We start from the raw sequence: 20,057 nt of genomic DNA on the forward strand, positions 1-20,057 counted from the left end.
TCTCAAAGGAACAAACAGTGAGGTGGGAACAACGGTGACGCACGCGCATCCGCTGCACGTCGACGTGGAGGTGCCGTGCCTGTGCTGCCTCGCGCCGCAGCCGTTTCACTTCACCTCGCTGAGCGATCAGGTGGTCTGCGCGCAGTGCGTGCACCACATTGGGGCCGAGAAGAGTGAGCGTCGCGACGCTGAGCACGTCAAGCTGTGGGCCGCTCGCTGGGCGGTTTCCGAGTCCGCGCACGAAGAATATATCGCCGAAACGGATGCTCTCCTCGTCGCCCGCGACATTGATCTGACCGCTCTGCGCGCCCAGGTCACCGAGCTCAGTGCCGTCGTGGAAGGTCAGTTCGCGGACGGGATCGACGGGGTGCGCGCCCTGCTGCAGAATGATCTGGTCAAGCGGGCCGAACGCAATACCGAGCTGGCCCGGCGCCAGATTGACTGGGCGATGGGCGGCCTCTGGCGCATCGCTGGGCTGCACCACGACGACCCGGCTCAGCCGGCGAAGTGCTCCTGCGGACGCACAGCCGGCAGCTGCGCGGAGAGCAGCGCAATCGACGCGCTGAGGCAGGCGCTAGGCGACTGGGAGAAGAAGAACGTGCTGCTGCTGCAGGGTGGCCGCCGGCATGGACTGCCGGCGGACCACCCTGCGGTGCTGAACCAGCGCATCCGCTGAACCAGCGTGCTGCGCTGCGCAGGTGTGCGGGCTAGTGCCCGATCGGAACCGGCGCGCCGAGCGGCGGACGCCTTACCAGGAATGCTGCCGGAATGGCGAACAGCGAGATGATCGCGCCGCACAGGAACGCACCGCGAATACCGGCGGCCGTCGCGGACACCTCGTTGACGCCCTGCGCGATCAGCGCGGCCGACTGCGAGGTCATCACGGCGATGAACAGGGCCGTGCCGATGGCTCCGGCGAGCTGCTGGACCGTGCCGACGACCGCGCTGCCGTGGGAGTACAGGCTGGGCCTCAGGGAGCCGAGACCCGAGGTGAACAGCGGTGTGAACAGCAGGGACAGGCCGGCGCTCATGCCGATGTGGGCGACCATGAGCATCCACGGTTCGGTGGTCTCGCCCATCCTGGTCATCGCCCAGAACGCCGCGCTGACGAGGATCGACCCGGGAACCAGCAGGATGGTCGGGCCGCGACGGTCGTAGATACGGCCGACGAACGGCGCGAGCAGGCCCATGGTCAGCCCTCCTGGCAGCAGCAGCAGCCCGGTAGCGAGGGCGGTCATGCCGAGCACGTTCTGCATGTACAGCGGCAGCAGAATAATGGTGCCGAACAGGGCCAGCATGCTGATGCTGAGCATGGAGATCGACAGGGTGAACGTGCGCGAGGTGAACACTCGCAGGTCGAGCAGGGCACGATCGGTGCGCTGCAACTGCAGTTGGCGCAGCACGAACAGGGCCAGGGCAACCAGGCCGACGCCGAGCGGCAGCCAGCCGGCCATTGCTGCGCCGCCCAGGTTGCTCAGACCGTAGACGAACCCGCCAAAGCCGAAGGCCGAGAGGATGACCGAGAGCACGTCGATCGGAATCTGGCGCGGCGTGGTCACGTTCTGGATCCGTGAGGCGCCGAGGACGAGGGCGCCGATGGCGATCGGCAAGACCAGGATGAACATCCAGCGCCAGTCGAGCACGCTGAGGATGATGCCCGAGATGGTCGGGCCGATCGCCGGGGCGACCGAGATGACGATGGAAATGTTTCCCATGGTCTTGCCGCGGGAGCTGGGTGCGACGAGGGTCATCACGGTCGTCATGAGCAGGGGCATCATAATGGCCGTTCCGCTGGCCTGCACGATGCGGCCGAGCAGCAGCACCTCAAAGCCGGGAGCGAGCGCGGCGATCAGGGTGCCGGTGCTGAACAGGGTCATCGCGGCGATGAACACCGGGCGGGTGTTGAAACGCTGAATGAGAAAACCGGTGATCGGAATGACCACGGCCATCGTGAGCATGAACGCCGTGGTCAGCCACTGCGCGGCGGTCGCCGTGATGCTGAGGTCGTCCATGAGGTGCGGCAGGGCCACACCCATGATGGTCTCGTTCAGAATGACCACGAACGCCGAGACCAGCAGCAGCCGAATCACCAGCTGGTTGCGCTTGGCATCGGCATCGGGGCGGTGGTCCACCGTGGTTGTGGGCACGCTGGCTGTTGTGGTCATAACTGGTCCTGACAGTGGTACGAAAAAAATATGCATAAAACAACATGCGAAAATGAGCGGCGGCCGCCCCCCGAGCCGGCTTGCTGTGTGCGCCTCTAGGTGCAGCGTTTTGCAGGGTGTGAATTATTCCTGGGCACGCGAATTAGCCACCGCGAACCGGATGAGGCGCGCGATTTAGGCCAGGCGGAGCTTGAGATAGGGCGCCGTGCGGCTGGTCGGGTGGGCCGCCACGGTCGCGGGGGTGCCGGCCGCGATGATTTGGCCGCCCTGGTCGCCACCGGACGGGCCGAGGTCGATCACCCAATCGGCGGCGGCGACCACGTCCATCTCGTGTTCAACCACGACGACGGTGTTGCCGGCGTCGACCAGGCGTCCGAGCTGCTGCAGGAGCAGCTCGACGTCGGCCGGATGCAGCCCGGTCGTCGGCTCGTCGAGCAGATAGAGGGTGTGGCCGCGGCGGGCGCGCTGCAGCTCAGTCGCGAGCTTGATGCGCTGGGCCTCGCCGCCGGAAAGCTCGGTGGCCGGCTGCCCGAGTCGCAAATAGCCCAGGCCCACCTCGCGCAGGGTTTCGAGGCTGCGCGCGGCGACGGGGACGTCTTCGAGAAAGTCGAGTGCGGCATCCACTGTCAGGCCGAGTACCTGGGCGATGTTCTTGCCGCGGTAGGTCACCGCGAGGGTCTCGGGGTTGTAGCGCGAGCCCCCGCAGTCCGGGCAGGGCGCGTAGCTGCCCGGCAGAAAGAGCAGTCCGACCGCCACGAAACCCTCACCGAGGCAGGTCTCGCAGCGGCCGCCGGCCACGTTGAACGAGAACCGTGACGCGGTGAAGCCGCGCGCCCTGGCGTCGTCGGTGGCGGCAAAGGTGGCTCGAACGGCATCGAACAGGCCGGTATAGGTGGCGAGGTTGGAGCGCGGGGTGCGGCCGATCGGCTTCTGGTCAACCTGCACCAGGCGATCCACGGCTTCGAGGCCGGTGACCGCGGCGACCGGGCTCGAGTCGAACTCGACTTCAGTATCGGGGTCGCCCAGATCGAGCACCGGAACGTCGTCGGGATCGGGGTGCAGGTGTCGACCGACGGCCTCGGCGAGCACCTGGCTGACCAGGGTGGATTTGCCCGAGCCGCTGACGCCGGTGACGGCCGTCAAAACCCCGAGCGGAATCTGCGCATTGAGACCCTGCAGGTTGTGCCGGGTCACGTCGTGCAGGCCCAACCAGCCAAGCGGATGCCGCAGCTCGCCCCGCGCCACCGGCTCCCGGTCCGCAGCAAACAGGTAGCGCCGCGTGACGGAGGCGTCGACCTCGGCCAGCCCCGCGGTCGGCCCGCTGTAGAGCACCTCGCCGCCGCCCTCGCCGGCCCGAGGACCGACGTCGACGACCCAATCGGCGCGTCCGACGACGTCCATATTGTGTTCGACCACGAAGACGGAGTTGCCCGAGAGCTTGAGCTGCTCGAGCACGAGCAGCAGCGGCTCGGCGTCGGCCGGGTGCAGACCGGCCGAGGGCTCGTCGAGCACGTAGATCACCCCGAATAGGCCAGAGCGCAGTTGGGTGGCGATGCGCAGCCGCTGCATCTCGCCCGGCGAGAGCGTGGGGGTCGAGCGGCCGAGGGCCAGATAGCCGAGGCCCAGTTCGAGCAGTACATCGATGCGGCGCAGCAGGTCCCCGGCCAGGGTGACGGCCACCTCTGACACAGAGTCGCCCGACACAATCGGCCGCAGAACATCGGCCAGAGCTGTCATCGGCAGGGCGTTGAGCTCGGCGATCGAGTGACCGGCCACGGTGACGGCGAGGGCTTCCGGCTTCAGGCCACTGCCACCGCAGTCGGGGCACGGGCCGGTATCGACGTAGCGCAACACTCGCTGCCGCACGTTCGGGCTCTTGCTGTCGGCGAGGGTGTGCAGTACGAAACTCTTGGCGCTCCAGAACCGGCCCTGGTAGGGCTTGGCGATGCGGTCGCGCTGCGGCACGACCTCGACCACCGGCTGTTCCTCGGTGAACAGAATCCAGTCCCGGTCGGCTCTGGACAGGTCCTGCCAGGGCAGGTCGATGTCGTAGCCGAGCACCGCGACGATGTCGCGCAGGTTCTTGCCCTGCCAGGCACCGGGCCAGGCCGCGATGGCGCCGTCGCGAATGCTGAGGGTGGGATCGAGCACCATCGATGCTTCACTGACCGTGTGCGCCATACCCAGACCGTGGCAGCGCGGGCAGGCACCCATCGCGGTGTTCGGTGAAAAGGAGTCGGATTCGAGGCGACCGGCAGCATCCGCTGGATATATGCCGGCACGGGAATACATCATGCGGAGCGAGTTAGACAACGTGGTGACCGTGCCGACGCTCGAACGGGAACTCGGTGTACCGCGTCGTTGCTGCAGGGCGACCGCCGGGGGCAGGCCGGTGATCTCATCGACGTGCGGGGTATGCCCTTGTTGAATGAGCCGACGGGCGTAGGGCGCTACCGATTCAAAGAAACGGCGCTGAGCCTCGGCAAAGATGGTGCCGAAGGCGAGCGAGGATTTGCCGGAGCCCGAAACGCCGGTGAAGGCCACGATGGCGTCGCGGGGCACATCGACGTTCACATTGCGCAGGTTGTTCTCGCGGGCACCGCGCACCCGCACGAAACCCTCGGATTGATTTTCACTAAGCATCCGAGCAAGTGTAGTTCGCTCGATTGGGAACCGCGCGGCTCAGATCGAGGTGGCGTCCTCGACCTGACCGACGAGCTCTTCGATGATGTCCTCCAGAAAGAGCACACCGGTCACGGTGCCGTTGGCGTCGAAGGACGTCGCTACGTGCGCTCCGAGGCGTCGCATCGACGCGAGCGCGTCTTCCAGCTCGCTGTCACACGAGACGGATGCGAGACGCCGCAGCCGTTTGCTCGGTACCGGCTGAGTGAAGGTGTCGCCGCTGGTGAGATCCATGACGTCCTTGAGGTGCAGGTAGCCGGTCGGCTGATCGTCGTCGTCGGTGAGGATGTACCGCGAGAATCCGTGTTGGCTGACGGCCCGCTGAATGTCGGCCGGTGAGGCCGTGGAGGGCAGGCAGACCATCGATTCGATCGGCACCTGCACGTCGGACACCTTTTTCGCCGTGAACTCGAACGCGGCTGTGAGCGTGCCGGAGGCATCCTGCAGCATGCCCTCGCGGGTGGACTGCTCCACGATGCTGGCGACCTCGTCGAGGGTGAACGCGCTCGTCGCCTCGTTTTTGGGCTCGACCTTGCACAGGCGGAGCACGCCGTTGGCTAGCCAGTTCAGGCTGAAGATGATCGGGTTGAACACCCGAGCCACGAACACGAGTGGCGGCGCCAGAATGAGGGCGGCCTTTTCGGGAACGGAGAACGAGATGTTCTTCGGAATCATCTCGCCGAAGACAACGTGCAGAAAGGTCACCAGAATCAGCGCGAAGCTGAAGGCGATCGTGCTGATCATGCCCTCGGAGAGGCCGGTGCCCGCGAGCGGGTATTCGAGCAGACCATGAATGGCCGGCTCGGAGACGTTCAGAATGAGCAGTGAGCACACAGTGATACCCAGCTGGCTGGTGGCGAGCATGAGTGTGGCGTGTTCCATGGCCCACAGGGTGGTCTTGGCGGCCTTGCTGCCCTGGGCGGCGAGCGGTTCGATCTGGGAGCGCCGGGCGGAGATGACGGCGAATTCGGCGCCGACGAAGAACGCGTTCACCACCAACAGCACGACGAGCCAGATCAGTCCGGGCAGGTACGCGGTTAAATCGGCGCTACTCATGAATCAGGTCTTTCTGAATTTTATTGACGATGCGGTCGTGCGGGGTGGCGAGGCTCGGATCGGTCTCGGGGTCGACGGGCGTGTAGCGGACGCGGTGAACGCGTACGCCGTCGACGCGGTCGATGCGGAGCACGCCGCCCTCGATGGCGACCTCGTCACCGAGTTCGGGAATGCGATCGAGCTGATCGGCGAGGAATCCGCCGACCGTGTCGTAGTCGCCGTCGGTCGGCACGGTGACGCCGGCCCGGTCGAACAGCTCGTCGGGGCGCCAGGCCGCGTCGAACACGACCGACCGTCCGGAGCGGATGACGCCGGCCTTGGCCCGATCATGCTCGTCTTCCAGCTCGCCGACGAGTTCTTCGACGAGGTCTTCGAGGGTGACGATGCCGGCGGTTCCGCCGTATTCATCGGCGACCACGGCAATCTGGAACCCCTGCTGGCGCAGAGCGGCGAGCAGGGAATCTACGCCCATGGTCTCGGGAACGCGCAGCGCGGGGGCCTTCAGGTCGGCAGCGGTCACCGTGGCCCGCTCATCTAGTGCAACGGCGAAGGCTTGTTTCACGTGCAATACGCCCACGATGTCGTCGGCGTTCCTGTCGATCACGGGGAACCGTGAGTAGCCGGTGCTGGTCGCAAGACGCACAACGGCCTCGGCCGTGTCGGTGACATGAACGGAAGCCATGCGCACCCGGGGGGTCATGACATCGGCAGCAGAATGGTCGGAGAACCGCAGGGTGCGGTGCAGCATGGCGGCGTGGTCGTCGTCCAGCACCCCCTCGAGGGCTGAGCGGCGCACCAGAAAGCTCAGCTCTTCGGCGCTACGGGCACCGGAGAGTTCTTCTTTCGGCTCGATGCCGAACCGGCGAATGATCGCGTTGGCCGTGTTGTTGAACAGCAGAATGACGGGTTTAAACACGGCCGTGAACACGGTTTGGGCCGGCACGACGATTTTCGCGGTTGCCAACGGCACGGCGAGGGCGAAGTTCTTGGGAACGAGCTCGCCGATCACCATGGAGAACAGCGTCGCGAGCGAGATCGCGATGATCGTTCCCAGCAGCGGCACGACGCCGGCCGGTACGCCCGCACTGGTCAGCGGCCCGCTGAGCAGCGACCGGATGGCTGGTTCGAAGGTGAATCCGGTCAGCAGCGTGGTGAGGGTGATGCCCAGTTGGGCGCTCGACAGGTGCGTCGAGGTGATCTTGAGCGCCTTGATAGTCGGACCGAGTCGCTTTTCGCCGCGATCGCGGCGAACTTCGAGCTCATTGCGGTCGAGCGTAACCAAGGCGAACTCGGAGGCTACGAAAATTCCCGTTCCGACGGTGAGTAGGAGTCCTACGCCCACCATGATCCACTCATACATATTGTGCTCCTCTCAGATCGAGAAGCATGTCGGTGGTGGCGGGCGAGGGTTTATGCGAGGGAGGGTCTTCCATTGTGTTTATAAACCTACAGACGGATGCTGACAAACCGCCGGTTCGCCGCGTTTCGGCCGTGACCGGGCCCGGGTGCCGGGGTGGTCACCTCGGGCCCGGCCAACCGGGAATTCAACGCGACGATCACCCCGCCGGCCAGCGGAACGGCGTAGTGGGCGATTAGCATCTCGGGTATATTCGGCGCGAGGAATATAACCCGGTCGCCCGTCGTGATACGTCAGCGGATGGCGGGGGCCAGCTCCTCGGCGGCCTGCGCGAACTCTAGGTAGCTGCAGCGCCGAGCGCCGTAAACGATCGCATCCTTGTTTGGGAATACTTCAGCGCTGCGCTGGAGAAATCGCATCGGTGTGAGCGGTGAATCGTTGGGCGAGCTGGTCTTGGTGTCAATCACGTGGGGCTCCTGTGTCCGGAAAGATGCACCGAAGTGGGGCTAGTGGAAGGCGCTGACCCCGGTGAGGTCACGTCCGATGAGCAGCGACTGGATGCTCTCGGTGCCCTCATAGGTGTGGATTGACTCGATGTCAGCGAGGTGCCGAATAACGTGGTTTTCGAGCAGGATGCCGTTGCCACCGAGCATGTCGCGGGCCAGCGACGCGAGCGAGCGCGCCGCCCGGGTGTTGTGGAATTTGGCCAGGCTGGCCTGGATCGGGCGCAGCGTTCCGGCCGCGTCGAGTTCGGCCAGGCGCATGCAGTGCAACTGCATCGAGGTGAGTTCGGAGAGCATGAGAGTGAGGCGTTCCTGCACGATCTGAAAACCGGCGATCGGCTTGCCGAACTGCACCCGCTGCTGGGCATAGTTGAGGGCGGCTTCGAACACCGCGGTGGCGTGTCCGAGAGCCGACCAGGCCACACCGAGCCGGGTCGCGAACAGTACGACAGCGGTGTCCTTGAAGGTATGGGTGCCCGGCAGGACGGCGTCCAGCGGAATGCGCACGTCAGTCAGCGTGATGCGGGCCTGGTGCACGGCGCGCAGGGAGCCCTTACCGAGCATCGTCTCACCGTGGTAGCCCGGCAGGGACTGATCGACCAGAAATCCGCGCACGTTGCCGTCGTCGTCGCGGGCCCAGACCACGGTCACGTCGCCGACCGAGCCATTGCCGATCCACTTCTTCTCGCCGTTGATCACCCACTCGTCACCGTCTCGGTGGGCGGTGGTCTCCAAGGCCACCGAATCCGAGCCGTGGTCCGGTTCGGTCAGGGCGAAGGCACCGAGCTTTTCGGCCCGGGCCAGCGGCACCAGCCAGGTGGCTTTCTGCTCGTCGCTGCCGAACATGGCGATGCTGCGCAGGGCGAGCCCGCCCTGCACTGCCACAACGGTGCCCATCGAACCATCGCCGCGGGAGATTTCCATGTTGACCAGGCCCGCCGCGAGCGGAGACATGGGAGTGAGGCCGGGGCCGGTCACGCCGTCGGTGAGCAGATCGAGGTCTCCGAGGCGGCGAGCCAGGTGCAGCGGGTACTCCGCTTTGTCCCAGGCTTCGCTCAGCTCGTCGAGCGTCTCCACCGCAAAGGTACGTGCCCGGCCCCAGAAGGCCCGATCCGCCTCGGGAACATCGGCGAAGACGCCGTAATAGTCGGTGTCAAGCGGGGCGGACACATCGTAATCGGGCATCATTGCCTTTCGCAGCAGCGGGTGTGACTACAGTTCTACCTGACACTGAGTTTCAGGTCAAGTGACACGTAGTGTCAGATGCTGCCCGACTGGTACCGGCCCGCGATCGCCCGGGCGACGTCGTCGGGCAGGGCGGAGGCCGGAAACACCGCGACCAGCAGCTCGCTGGCCGGGGTGGCCTCGGCCACGCCTCCGGGGGCAAAGCGAGTGCGTACCGCCTGCAGGTGGGCGGCCAGTCCTGCCGAATCGAGCATCCGTTCTGTTCCGGCAGCGCGAATCATGCGGCGCAGCTCATAATTGTGCGTGGCCGTCACCGCCGCAGCGAATTGAATGGCTAGCACCGGGTCGACCTGCGGCAGCCGTCGCCGCAGATAGGCCGAGAAGGTCTTCTCGTAGCGCGACACCATGACCGTTTCCCGGTCGCGCAGAACGGATGTCTGGCGCACCACCCGGTCGCGCACCCGCACGACCTCGAGGCGCTCCCGAAACCGCTCGAACACGAGCGCGGCAGCGTCGCACACGGCCAGCCACGGGTCAACGTGTTCGCGGGTGAAATACTCGCCGATCTGCTCGAGCAGCTCATCATGATCGGCGAAGATCACGTCGTCCTTCGACCGGAACTGTCGAAAAAAGGTGCTGCGGGACACCCCGGCGGCGGCGGCGATCTGGGCCGCGCTGGTGGCCTCGTATCCCTGGGTGTGGAACAGGCCGACGGCGATGTCGGCGACGGCGACGCGGCTGCGGGCATCCGCTGGTCGCGAACTGGAAACCGGGGTGAGGGTGGCTGGTGCAGACGGATCAGACATGGTCTGGCGAAATTAGCACGGAACGGTGGGCGGCCGTCGCGCCGCCCTGCCCGCCAAAGGAATGCGACCGGGCCCGGGCCCGGTCGCTGGGCCCATGTTCTATCGTGGGCCCACTTGCCGGGCCCGGGCCCGGCAAGTGAAGGGGCGGGCCGGGGCAGATTGCGGCTCGGGTGGATGTACCGGCGAATGCACAAGGTTTCCATAAGGCCCGCGAAGCACGCTTGCACCATTCGCTCACCCTGAGGAGATAGGTGTGTCATGAGCAGGTTCGAAGGTAAGGGAATCGTCCGCAGCAACAGCAATTCCTCCGGAATGCGAGGTAGTCCACCTTCCCAGGACAGTGGAAGATCCCAGCGAGTCTTCGGCAAGCCCATGCGCATCCTCGCCGCCGGCATGGCCGCCGTACTCTACGCCGGACTCGGCCTGACGGCCGCACTCCCCGCGCAGGCGGTCGTTGCCCCAGTCGGTCAGGGCTTCGCCGTCACGGTTTCTGACCTCGCCTACATTCTCAAGCAGATCAAGATCGCCGAAGCCCACGTGGCCAACACCACCTCGGCTACCGGCCCCTGCGGCGCCCTGGTCGGAACGGGCGCCAACCAGATCGCTAGCCCGCTGCTCTCACTCGGTCTGCGCACCGTCGACGGTTCCTGCAACAACCTGCAGCCCGGCCAGGACCAGTTCGGCGCCGCCGACCAGGTCTTCCCGCGCCTGGCGACGCCGGTCTTCTCCGCAGCGGATGTCACTCCCTCCGGCTTCGGACCGCCGAACCCGACCTCCTACGCCCAGAAAAAGGGCCTCGTCTTCGACTCGGAGCCGCGCACGGTCAGCAATTTGATCGTCGATCAGACCTCGACCAACCCGGCCGCCATCGCTGCCGCCGGAAACCCGGTGCGGACCCAGGGCAATGAGGGCGTTGTGGCCTGCACGACCGACCCGAGCCCGGACGTGCCATTCGGCGTTCCGGCCGGCTGTATCCCCTCCCACGAGACGCTGTTCATGCCGAATGTGACGACCGACGTCGGCCTCTCGCCGCCATACAACTCCTTGTTCACCCTGTTCGGCCAGTTCTTCGACCATGGCATTGACCAGACGGTCAAGGGCGGCGGCACCGTCTTCGTGCCCTTGCAGGCCGATGACCCGCTGGTCGCCGGGCCGGACCACGTGTTCGGCAACGCTGACGACCTCGACCCGAACCTGCGCTTTATGGTGCTGACCCGCGGCCAGAACCAGCCCGGAGCCGACGGCGTCGCGGGCGATAACCCGTCCACCCCGGCCGATGAGAGCGCCGACGACATTCGGGATGCCCTCAACACCAACTCGCCTTGGATCGACCAGAGCCAGACCTACTCCTCGCACGCCTCGCACCAAGTATTTCTGCGCGAGTACGTCACCGAGGGAAATCGACCGGTTGCCACCGGCAAGCTGCTCGGCGGACCGGCCGGACCCACAGCTGGCGGTATGGCCACCTGGGCGACCGCCAAGGCCCAGGCCGCGAACGTGCTCGGACTCCTGCTCGTCGACCAGAACGTCACCAACATTCCGATGTTGGCAGTGGATGCCTACGGCAAGTTCATCCCGGGACCGCTGCGCGGAATGCCGCAGTATGCCACCGCGACCGGCCTGGTCGAGGGTGACCCGGCGAACCCCGTGGCCGTTCCGAGCAACGTGCTGTACTTCAACACCCCGTTCCTCACCGACATCGCGCACAACGCGGAGCCGAAAGCCGGACTGACCCCGGACGGTAACTCGACTGCATCCGCTGACTTCGCCAGCCAGCCGGCCGGAACCTACGACGATGAAATGCTCAACGCGCACTTCATCGCCGGAGACGGTCGCGTCAACGAGAACATCGGCCTGACCGCCATTCACCAGGTCTTCCACTCGGAGCACGACCGCCTGGTGGACGATATCGAGAACACCCTGACCAACGACACTTCTGCCAAGGGCGTTGCGGCCCTGGCCGAGTGGAAGTTGGCCAGTGGGGCCGCCGGCTGGAACGGCGAGCGTCTGTTTCAGGCTGCTCGATTCATCACCGAGATGGAATACCAGCACCTCGTGTTCGAGGAATTCGCGCGCAAGGTGCAGCCGGGAATTAACCCGTTCGAACCGTTCGCGTTCACGCAGACCGAGATCAACCCCGCGGTCAAGGCGGAGTTCGCTCACGCCGTGTACCGCTTCGGGCACTCCATGTTGACCGAGACGATCTCGCGTACGAACGAGGGCAAGCCCGGCGCCGACGGCGAGTTCGGCACGAGTGACGACGTTCAGGGCAGCCTGAACGACATCTCCCTGCTCGAGGGGTTCCTCAACCCGCCTTCGTATACCGACGGTGGGCCCGATGGTCAGCTGACCTCCGAGGAGGCAGCCGGCAGCATCATCATGGGTATGAGCGACCAGGTTGGTAACGAACTCGACGAGTTCGTCACCGATACGCTGCGCAACGACCTGCTCGGCTTGCCGCTCGACCTGGCAACGATCAACATGACCCGTGCGCGTTCGGAAGGCGTGCCGCGGTTGAACGTGTTCCGCCGCGACCTGTTCAACAAGACCAACGACGGGGCGCTCAAGCCCTACACGAACTGGATCGACTTCGGGGAGAACCTCAAGCACCCGGAATCGCTGATCAACTTCGTGGCCGCCTATGGTCAGTTCCCCACCATCACGGGAGCAACCACGCTCGACGGCAAGCGCGACGCCGCGCGACTGATCGTGAGCCCGGACGCCCTGGCTTTGGAAGTTTCTCCGGACGGCGCCATGGACTTCATGAACAGCACGGGAGCGTGGGCCAACTCGGGCACACACTCGATCACCGGGCTCGACGAGGTCGACCTCTGGGTTGGTGGCCTTGCGGAGATGACCACCCCGTTCGGTGGCCTGCTCGGCACGACGTTCAACTATGTGTTCGAAAACCAGATGACCGACCTGCAAAACGGTGACCGACTGTACTACCTGGCCCGCACGCCCGGCATGAACCTCCGTACCCAGCTGGAGGGCAACTCCTTTGCCGAGCTCATGATGCGCAATACCAACGCGCACACTCTGAAGGCCGATCCCTTCGCCACGGCTGACTGCAAGTTCGAGCTGAAGAACCTGGCTGGAACCGTTGCCGGCTTCGAGGCTTCGGGCAATACCGTCGCCAACGACACGCAGTCTGAGTGTGACGAGACAGCGCTGCTGATTCGTATGCCCGACGGCACGATCAAGTACCGTGCCCGCAACACGGTCGACCCGACCGGCATCAACGGCCAGGCGGTCTACAACGGCACCGCCCAGGTGGATCGGGTATTCGGCGGCAACGACAACGACACCTTTTGGGGTGGCCTCGGCAACGACGTCATCGAGGGTGGTGGCGGAGCCGACGTGGCTCTCGGCGGTGAAGGTGACGACATCATCACCGACCTTGCCGGAGACGACGTGCCCAAGGGTGGCCCCGGCAACGACGCGATCGACGCCGGTCCCGGACTCGACATCATCATGGGTGGCGAGGGCAAGGACTTCACTAACGGTGGAGCCAATGCCAACGAAACCTTCGGCGGCGCTGACGACGACTTCATCATTCTCGGTGAAAGCCTCGACGCGGCCTTCGGTGACGGTGGCGACGACTGGGAAGAGGGCGGCAACCAACCCGACCTCATGATCGGAGACAGTAGCAATCTGTTCTTCCTGGACGACTCACAGAAGCCCGGTCACGACTTCATGATCGGCCAGGGCGGCGATGATGACTACGACATGGAGGGTGGCGACGACATTGGCGTTGCCGGTCCGGGAATCGAAAAGAACGCTGGCGGGTCCGGCTACGACTGGTCGACCGGCCAGGGTGACCCGCAGGCGCAGGACGCCGATCTGGCCCTGCCGATCGCGCCCCTCGACATTCTGCAGGTCGGTGTGCGCGACAAGTTCAATGAAGTCGAGGCACTTTCCGGCTGGAAGCTGAATGACATCCTGCGTGGTGACGACCTTGTTCCCAGTGCTGTGGGTGGCGGCGGCTTCATCGGCTGTGACGTTCTGGACCAGGCCGGAGTTGACCGCATTGCGGGCTTCGACGCGCTGATTCCGGAATTCACGACCACGCTGGCATCCGTTGTCGCACTGTCGGCACAGGGTGACTGCCCGATCCTGACCGGCCCGAACGTCTGGGGCGCCGGCAACGTGCTCCTCGGCGGCGGCGGAAGCGACCTGATCGAGGGACGAGGAGCCGACGACATCATCGACGGTGACGCGTACCTCAGCCTTCGACTGAGCGTTCGGACCAACCCGAACGATCCGGCGACGGAGATCGGCAGTGCCAGCATCAACGGCACGAACCAGAGTGCCATGACCAGCCAGTACCTGTCTGACGGCGCCGGTGGACTCACCGGACCGACCCTGCAGGAGGCTGTCTTCGCCGGCGCGGTCAACCCGGGCAACATCGTGGCTGTCCGCGAGATCCTCGACGGAACGGGTGGTATCGACAGCGCGCAGTTCTCTGGTCTGACCAGCGACTACGAGGTGACGACGACCGGCGGCGACGGCACTCTCGGTTCTGCGGGCTCGGTCACCACGGTGATCGACAACCGCGGCACCGACGGTACAGACACCCTGCGCAACATCGAGCGCCTGCAGTTCAGCGACACCGTGGCTCCCGGAACCCCGACCATCGGTGCGGCCATTGCCGGCAACGGGCAGGCAACCGTGGACTGGACCGCGTCGCCGACCGGCATCGCCACCAGCTTCTCGGTGAGGGTGCTCGACTCGTTCGGAGACCAATTCGGTGCACTCCGCACCGCAGCCGGAACCGCGTTCAACCTGGTGGTCACCGGGCTGAACAACGGCTCCAGCTACACCTTCCAGGTATCGGCGACCAACGCGGAGGGGACGAGCGCATTCTCGGCACAGTCCAACGCGGTGACTCCGTCGGCACCGGTGGTCGCGGGAGCTCCGACGATCGGAACCCCGGTCGCCGGTGACGCCCAGGTGAGCGTGAACTGGACGGCCCCGACGCCGGTGGCCAACCAGGCGACAATCACGGGCTACCGGGTTCGCGCCTACGAAGGAACGAGCGCCACGGTGTTCCGAACCTCGCTGGTCGCTGACGTCTCTACCGTCACGATTACCGCTCTGACCAACGGAACCGGGTACACCTTCGACGTCGCCGCGCTCAACGCGGTCGGCACCGGAGCGGCCTCGGCCCGGTCAGTGGTAGTCACCCCGACCGCTCCGGTGGTGCAGGTGGTAGCTGGAGCTCCCGTGATCGGAGTCCCGGTTGCCGGTAACGCATCGGCGACAGTGAACTGGGCCGCCCCGGCACCGGTGGCCAACCAGGCTCCGATCACGGGCTACCGGGTGCGCACCTTCGTCGGAACGGGAGCAACGGCTGCTGCCACCGCGACGGTGGCCAACGTCACCAGCACGGTGATCGGGTCGCTGACGAACCGTACCGGGTACACCTTCGATGTCTCCGCGATCAACGCGGTCGGCATCGGAGCGGCATCCGCTCGTTCGGTTGCGGTCACGCCGCGCACGGAGTTCGTGCTCCCGACGGTGATCGCACGCACGCCGGCGTCCGGTGCTCGCTCGGTCAGCCAGACCGGCAATCTGACGGCGACGTTCAGTGAACCTGTTGCCGGGGTCAGCGGAACGACGTTCGTGCTGCGGCTCGGGACGACGGTGATCGCAGCTGCGGTCAGCTACAACGCCACGACTCGAGTCGCGACGTTGAACCCGAGTGCGACTTTGCTCGCCGACCGCAGCTACACGGCTACTCTGTCGGGCATTCGGGACGCGGCCGGAAATACGATGGTGGCCAGTTCCTGGTCATTCATCACCGGTCCGGCTCCGAGGATCACCACGAGAACTCCCGCTTCGGGAGCCACCGGGGTGCGCCGGAACGCCAACGTGCTCGCGACCTTCAGCGAAGACATCACCGGAGTCAGCGCGACCACGGTTCAGATCACCCGGGTCTCCACCGGCGCGGTCGTCACCACCTCGTCGGCGTTCAATGCCACCACGAACGTGTTGACGATCAACCCCTCGGTGACCCTGACCTCCAATGTTCAATACCGGGTGACCATCATCGGTGGCACCGCGAGCGTTCGAGATCTGATCGGGAACCCGTTCGTGACGAGCACCTGGACGTTCACGACCGGCGCCCTGCTCTAGGAAATACCTGATCCGCTTCACCCGGCCGGCGACTGAATCCAGTCGCCGGCCGGTCCCACCACTACAGCTGAACAGCACAAAGCCTTGAGGAGAGAAATGACATCACGCAGGGAAGTTCTCCAGCTCGGCGCCTTCGGTGCGCTTGGTCTGGCCAGCATGGAAGGGAATGACAATGACGTTCCGACCGTGCCGCTGCCCACTCAAAGCCAGCTCGCCCCCGCGAACATGCCGGTGCCCTACGCCGGCGTCTTTCGCCGCCCGCCGGTGCTGGCCCCGTACCAAACCGGTTTCGACGAGGGTGACCCCGACCGCCCATTCGCCCGGTACGCACTCACCCAAAAACTTGGCCAGGCGCAGTTTGTGCCGGGCCTGTCGACCACGATCGCCGGCTACAACGGCATCTTCCCAGGGCCGACCATTCGGGCTAGGCAGGGCACCCGGTGCGAGGTGCGCATTCGCAACGCACTGCCGGCCAAAGGCCTGCTGCATCCCAGCGCCTTCCGCACCGTGACCCACCTGCACGGCTCGGCGTCGCTGCCGCAGTACGACGGCTATGCGAACGATGTCACGGCCCCCGGAGACGTCAAGAACTATCACTATCCCAACTGGCAAAACGCGCGCACGCTGGGGTACCACGACCACAACCACCATGTCACCGCGCAAAACGTCTACGCCGGCCTGGCCGCGTTCTATCCCCTGTCGGACGCCTATGAGCGCGCACAGCTGCCCCAGGGCGAGTTCGATGTGCCGCTGATGATTTCCGATGCACTTTTCAACGCCGATGGGTCCCTCGGCTACAACGACCGCTTGCACAGCGGATTTTACGGCGACATCTACGTCGGCGAGAACGAGTCGATCACGGTGCTCATGCAGTTCGACACCGGGCCGGAGGCCGGCGGCCGCTACATGATTCACTGCCACAACCTGGTGCACGAGGACCATGACATGATGGTGCAATTCGCGGTGGGAGACTCCCGGGTGAACGACCCGATCTACTCCGATCCCGCCTATTGGGACACGATGCCGATGAATGCCTACCCGCCGGTGTACCTGCCGGGGCTGCCAGCCGGCACCTGATGGTTCACGCGACCCGTCCGACCTCGGCGGTGCGGCTTCTCGCTCTGCTCAGCGCTGGTTTACTGGCGGCTGGAGTGCTGAGTGGCTGCACCGCTTGGGCCTCCGCCCCGCCTGGCACGACCAGCACCTCGACTAGGCCAGCCGCGGCATCCGCTTCACGCAGCGAAATTGGCAATGGCCGACCCCTGGTCAACTACGACGGACCACTGGTGCAACGCCGGGTCGTACTCGCGATACATACGAGAGCGGATGCCGATCTGCCCACGTTGCGCGCCGGCGTGGACCAGCATGCCGACGGTGCCAACCTTAGGCTCGCCCAGATTTCCCCCGATGTGTTGCCGGCCGGGGTGCTGGAGCAGGCCGTGCCCCAGCTGACCCTGCTGCTGCCGGCGGGGTCGACCGAAGACGATGCGCGCGGCCTTATCGATGCATCGACGGCCACCCAACCCGCGCAGTACTTCGTGCTGACCGTTCTGGTGCACGATCTCGTCTTCGAGGTGGACGCGACCGACCCGGGGGCGTTGGCCGATGCTATTGCGCGTGAAGGCATCCTCTCTGATGCTCTGGGAAACTACGAGACCACGGCTGGCACCGACACCTTGGGCGTGAGCTACCTCGGGACACTATTGGGCGACGAAATGGTGGACTCCGTGCGCAGCGCGATGGCACGCCCGGCCGGCACCACACCCCGGCGGGTGGCTGTCCTGGCCGGTACTCCCGGCGGGACGGGCGTTGACGTCGCCGCCGAACCGATCCCACAGCCGGTGGCCTTGGCTGGCGGAACCCCTCATGAGGTGGTGAGCGATGCGCCGGTGGCCGAGGCCGAGGTTGACTCGACACCGTTGGGACCGTGGCTGGCCTACTGGATCGGACTCGCGGTGGTGCTGGGCGTGACGGTGCTGCTCGCCGGTTGGAGTCTGGTGCGGCGGCGGCGCAGGCTTCGGGCTAGCGCGTTCGAACCGGAACGACCCGATCCAGAGTCGCCATGACGGAGGTGCCGCCGCCCACCCAGGAGCGCACCTCGAGGGTGCCGCCGGCGACCTCGATGGTGTCGCGCATGATGCGCAGACCCATGTGATTCTCGGGTGCGTCCGCGGCCATGTCGAAGCCGCAGCCGTTGTCATGGATGAGCAGGATGGTGCGATCGGTATCTTGCATGAGCGTCAGCTCGACGGTGCCGGCCTTGGCATGCTTCACGGTGTTGGCGAGCACCTCGCGGGCCACCCGATAGAACATCGCCGAGCGGTCCCGGTCGAGATCGCAGTCGGGGGGAATATGCAGTTTGACCTCGATGTCGTGCTCGAGCAGCGGGGCGGCCAGCCGGGTGAGGGCGGTCGGCAGTCCGAGTTCGGCCAGATCGGGTGGGTAGAGCTCGGTCGTCATAGCGCGCAGGGTGCGCACGTTCTTTTGCAGGATGGCCTTGGCCTGGCCGAAGAGCGCCCGATTCTCGGGGGTGGAATGCATTTCCTCGGCTTCGAGGGCGTAGGACAGGCCGGCCAGATCTTGAATGACTTCGTCGTGCAGATCACGGGCAATGCGCTGGCGTTCCAGGTCGGAGGCGTCGATCGCGTGCTGCAGGAGGCGGCGTTTCGTTGACTGGTGACCCTGGATGCGCCGGGCCAGCTGGATCGCCGGCACGAGCTGGGCCATTTGAAGGGCTCCAAGGGACAGCAGGAAGGTGGGAATCAGCCCGACCACGAGTGCGTTTTGCTCGTCACGGACCCCGTCGTCATTGAAGTACGCCTCCAAAATTACGACCTGACCGTTGGCCGCCGTGGTGCGCACGTGCACCTCGACCAATTCGCCGGCCTGGGATTCGTGCGCGTTCTCGGCGCCGTCCTGCACGCCGAGGTTTGCACGCCCCTTGCCGCCGGCCAGGAGTTCAGGGGCAAAGCTCGGCAGGTCGAAGACCTGGCCGACCAATGCCGGGAAGTCGGAGTACACGATTCGCCCCTCGGAGTCCCAGACCTTGATGCGCGCAATCGATCCGTCGGAGATGCGGGGAGCCAGGCGGTCGTCCAGTCGACGGGTCGATCCGGGCAACCCCGCGAGGAGGTCGTCGGTAATGAGCGGTCCGATGGAATAGTCGGCGAGGCGTTGAGCCTGTTGGATGGCGTTGTCCAGGGCGTTGCTCTTGGATTCAGCGCGGACCCAGAGTGCGGCCGGGACGGCGATGATCATCATGGCGATGACGCCGACGGTGATGAACCGGCCCACCGCCGAGCGCACCTCGGAACGTTCGTCCGACCGGGTTCGGTCGAGGCGGCTGGGCTTCGCCGCCGAGTTAGACATGCTGGGCGGGAACCAAACCCAGGCGAGTGGCGATCACGACGGCTTCGAGCTGGGAGTGTGCGCCGAGCTTGCCGAGGATGGACTTGACGTAACCCCGGCAGGTGTTCTCCGAGATGCCGAGGGTCTTGGCGTTGGCCCGCACGTCGGAACCCTCCCCCATGAGGCGGAGCACCGCGAGCTCGCGCTTGGTCAGCTCGGGAAACGGAACCTCCTCGTTGTGCTGTCGGCGTCGAGCGCTGAGCAGGCCCACGAGCGACGGATGCACAATGAAACCGCCAATCCGAGCATGGCGGAGCGTGTCGAGCACCGTGGCGAGCGAACCATCCTTGGGCAGGAAGGCGCAGACGCCGATCGCCGCGGCCTGTTCGAGGGCCTCGAGGGCCGGGTCGCCGGTGAGGATCACGATGCGGGTCTGCGGGGCGCGGGCCAGAATAGCGGCGGCCGCGACGAGCCCGCTGCCGTCGGGCAGGTGGTAGTCCATGACGACAACGTCGGGGACCAGCTCCAGACACGCAGCGATGCCGCTTGCGACGTTGTTGGCTGAGCCAACGCTGCACAGGTCGGGCTCGCGGTTAAGGGAACCGGTGAGCAACTCGGCAAAGGTCGTGTGGTCGTCGACGATGAGAATGCGAATCTGTGCAATGGCGGGCGAGTAAAGCGCCTTCCCCTGAATGCTGGGTTCAAGGGGGGACATCTGCGTGGTCATCTGCGGCGACCTCTCTGCCCTGTCGCGAGCTGCGTTAGCTCCATAGACCAAATAAGTATCCGCAGAACATGAGATTTTGTCGAGTCCTGT

At 65.6% G+C, this 20,057-nt stretch carries 14 protein-coding genes; 4 read left to right on the forward strand and 10 right to left on the reverse strand.

Features of this window, described 5'->3' with window-relative positions:
- Window positions 1-22: 22 nt before the first annotated feature.
- On the forward strand, window positions 23-676 hold the full coding sequence (locus E3T46_RS16330) for a hypothetical protein (RefSeq protein WP_134443220.1): 654 nt from the start codon (window positions 23-25) through the stop codon (window positions 674-676).
- A gap of 31 nt (window positions 677-707) precedes the next feature.
- On the opposite strand, the gene E3T46_RS16335 is transcribed toward E3T46_RS16330, so the two are convergent.
- From E3T46_RS16335 to E3T46_RS16365, 8 genes are all read right to left on the reverse strand, one after another.
- On the reverse strand, window positions 708-2,165 hold the full coding sequence (locus E3T46_RS16335) for an MDR family MFS transporter (protein ID WP_134579354.1): 1,458 nt from the start codon (window positions 2,163-2,165) through the stop codon (window positions 708-710).
- A 174-nt stretch (window positions 2,166-2,339) separates the two neighbouring features.
- Entirely contained in the window at window positions 2,340-4,808 is a 2,469-nt protein-coding gene (locus E3T46_RS16340) for an excinuclease ABC subunit UvrA (protein WP_134471057.1), read from the reverse strand.
- 39 nt (window positions 4,809-4,847) lie between these two features.
- The gene (locus tag E3T46_RS16345) at window positions 4,848-5,903 is read right to left on the reverse strand and encodes a hemolysin family protein (RefSeq protein WP_092448079.1); all 1,056 of its coding nucleotides are present in this window, start codon (window positions 5,901-5,903) and stop codon (window positions 4,848-4,850) included.
- Window positions 5,896-7,263, reverse strand: a complete 1,368-nt coding sequence (locus E3T46_RS16350) for a hemolysin family protein (RefSeq protein WP_134579355.1) — start codon at window positions 7,261-7,263, stop codon at window positions 5,896-5,898. The genes E3T46_RS16345 and E3T46_RS16350 overlap by 8 nt, the downstream gene beginning before the upstream one ends.
- Before the next feature lie 86 nt (window positions 7,264-7,349).
- On the reverse strand, window positions 7,350-7,550 hold the full coding sequence (locus tag E3T46_RS18625; protein ID WP_277870989.1) for an AMP-binding protein: 201 nt from the start codon (window positions 7,548-7,550) through the stop codon (window positions 7,350-7,352).
- A 3-nt stretch (window positions 7,551-7,553) separates the two neighbouring features.
- A complete protein-coding gene (locus tag E3T46_RS18630; protein ID WP_241980851.1) occupies window positions 7,554-7,727 on the reverse strand; it encodes a hypothetical protein in 174 nt (57 codons plus the stop codon).
- 39 nt (window positions 7,728-7,766) lie between these two features.
- On the reverse strand, window positions 7,767-8,948 hold the full coding sequence (locus E3T46_RS16360) for an acyl-CoA dehydrogenase family protein (RefSeq protein WP_241980857.1): 1,182 nt from the start codon (window positions 8,946-8,948) through the stop codon (window positions 7,767-7,769).
- Between the two features lie 74 nt (window positions 8,949-9,022).
- A complete protein-coding gene (locus E3T46_RS16365; protein ID WP_134579357.1) occupies window positions 9,023-9,754 on the reverse strand; it encodes a TetR/AcrR family transcriptional regulator in 732 nt (243 codons plus the stop codon).
- 258 nt (window positions 9,755-10,012) lie between these two features.
- Between E3T46_RS16365 and E3T46_RS16370 the strand changes: the two genes are divergently transcribed.
- The 3 genes from E3T46_RS16370 to E3T46_RS16380 all read left to right on the forward strand — a co-directional run bounded on the left by E3T46_RS16370 (window position 10,013) and on the right by E3T46_RS16380 (window position 17,958).
- A complete protein-coding gene (locus tag E3T46_RS16370; protein ID WP_134579358.1) occupies window positions 10,013-15,892 on the forward strand; it encodes a peroxidase family protein in 5,880 nt (1,959 codons plus the stop codon).
- A 96-nt stretch (window positions 15,893-15,988) separates the two neighbouring features.
- Window positions 15,989-16,969 (forward strand): multicopper oxidase domain-containing protein, encoded by a 981-nt coding sequence (locus E3T46_RS16375; protein ID WP_134579359.1) that lies wholly within the window; start codon window positions 15,989-15,991, stop codon window positions 16,967-16,969.
- Window positions 16,969-17,958, forward strand: coding sequence for a hypothetical protein (locus E3T46_RS16380; protein ID WP_134579360.1), 990 nt, complete (start codon window positions 16,969-16,971; stop codon window positions 17,956-17,958). The genes E3T46_RS16375 and E3T46_RS16380 overlap by 1 nt, the downstream gene beginning before the upstream one ends.
- Here E3T46_RS16380 and E3T46_RS16385 read toward each other — a convergent pair.
- Together E3T46_RS16385 and E3T46_RS16390 are read right to left on the reverse strand one after the other, a co-directional pair.
- The gene (locus tag E3T46_RS16385) at window positions 17,915-19,261 is read right to left on the reverse strand and encodes an ATP-binding protein (protein WP_134579361.1); all 1,347 of its coding nucleotides are present in this window, start codon (window positions 19,259-19,261) and stop codon (window positions 17,915-17,917) included. The two genes, E3T46_RS16380 and E3T46_RS16385, sit on opposite strands and share 44 nt — an antisense overlap.
- A complete protein-coding gene (locus tag E3T46_RS16390) occupies window positions 19,254-19,967 on the reverse strand; it encodes a response regulator transcription factor (protein WP_134579362.1) in 714 nt (237 codons plus the stop codon). The genes E3T46_RS16385 and E3T46_RS16390 overlap by 8 nt, the downstream gene beginning before the upstream one ends.
- Between the last annotated feature and the right edge of the window lie 90 nt (window positions 19,968-20,057).

The sequence above is a fragment of the Cryobacterium sp. Hh11 genome (genome assembly GCF_004404045.1).
In the GTDB taxonomy this organism is placed as follows: domain Bacteria; phylum Actinomycetota; class Actinomycetes; order Actinomycetales; family Microbacteriaceae; genus Cryobacterium; species Cryobacterium levicorallinum.

What these genes read in the sequence shown, in the direction of transcription:
- E3T46_RS16390 (WP_134579362.1), bottom strand. Translation starts at nt 19,967, where the DNA reads ATGACCACGCAGATGTCCCCCCTTGAACCCAGCATTCAGGGGAAGGCG.
- E3T46_RS16365 (WP_134579357.1), bottom strand. Translation starts at nt 9,754, where the DNA reads ATGTCTGATCCGTCTGCACCAGCCACCCTCACCCCGGTTTCCAGTTCG.
- E3T46_RS16340 (WP_134471057.1), bottom strand. Translation starts at nt 4,808, where the DNA reads ATGCTTAGTGAAAATCAATCCGAGGGTTTCGTGCGGGTGCGCGGTGCC.
- E3T46_RS16380 (WP_134579360.1), top strand. Translation starts at nt 16,969, where the DNA reads ATGGTTCACGCGACCCGTCCGACCTCGGCGGTGCGGCTTCTCGCTCTG.
- E3T46_RS16360 (WP_241980857.1), bottom strand. Translation starts at nt 8,948, where the DNA reads ATGCCCGATTACGATGTGTCCGCCCCGCTTGACACCGACTATTACGGC.
- E3T46_RS16375 (WP_134579359.1), top strand. Translation starts at nt 15,989, where the DNA reads ATGACATCACGCAGGGAAGTTCTCCAGCTCGGCGCCTTCGGTGCGCTT.
- E3T46_RS16385 (WP_134579361.1), bottom strand. Translation starts at nt 19,261, where the DNA reads ATGTCTAACTCGGCGGCGAAGCCCAGCCGCCTCGACCGAACCCGGTCG.
- E3T46_RS16345 (WP_092448079.1), bottom strand. Translation starts at nt 5,903, where the DNA reads ATGAGTAGCGCCGATTTAACCGCGTACCTGCCCGGACTGATCTGGCTC.
- E3T46_RS16370 (WP_134579358.1), top strand. Translation starts at nt 10,013, where the DNA reads ATGAGCAGGTTCGAAGGTAAGGGAATCGTCCGCAGCAACAGCAATTCC.
- E3T46_RS16335 (WP_134579354.1), bottom strand. Translation starts at nt 2,165, where the DNA reads ATGACCACAACAGCCAGCGTGCCCACAACCACGGTGGACCACCGCCCC.
- E3T46_RS16350 (WP_134579355.1), bottom strand. Translation starts at nt 7,263, where the DNA reads ATGTATGAGTGGATCATGGTGGGCGTAGGACTCCTACTCACCGTCGGA.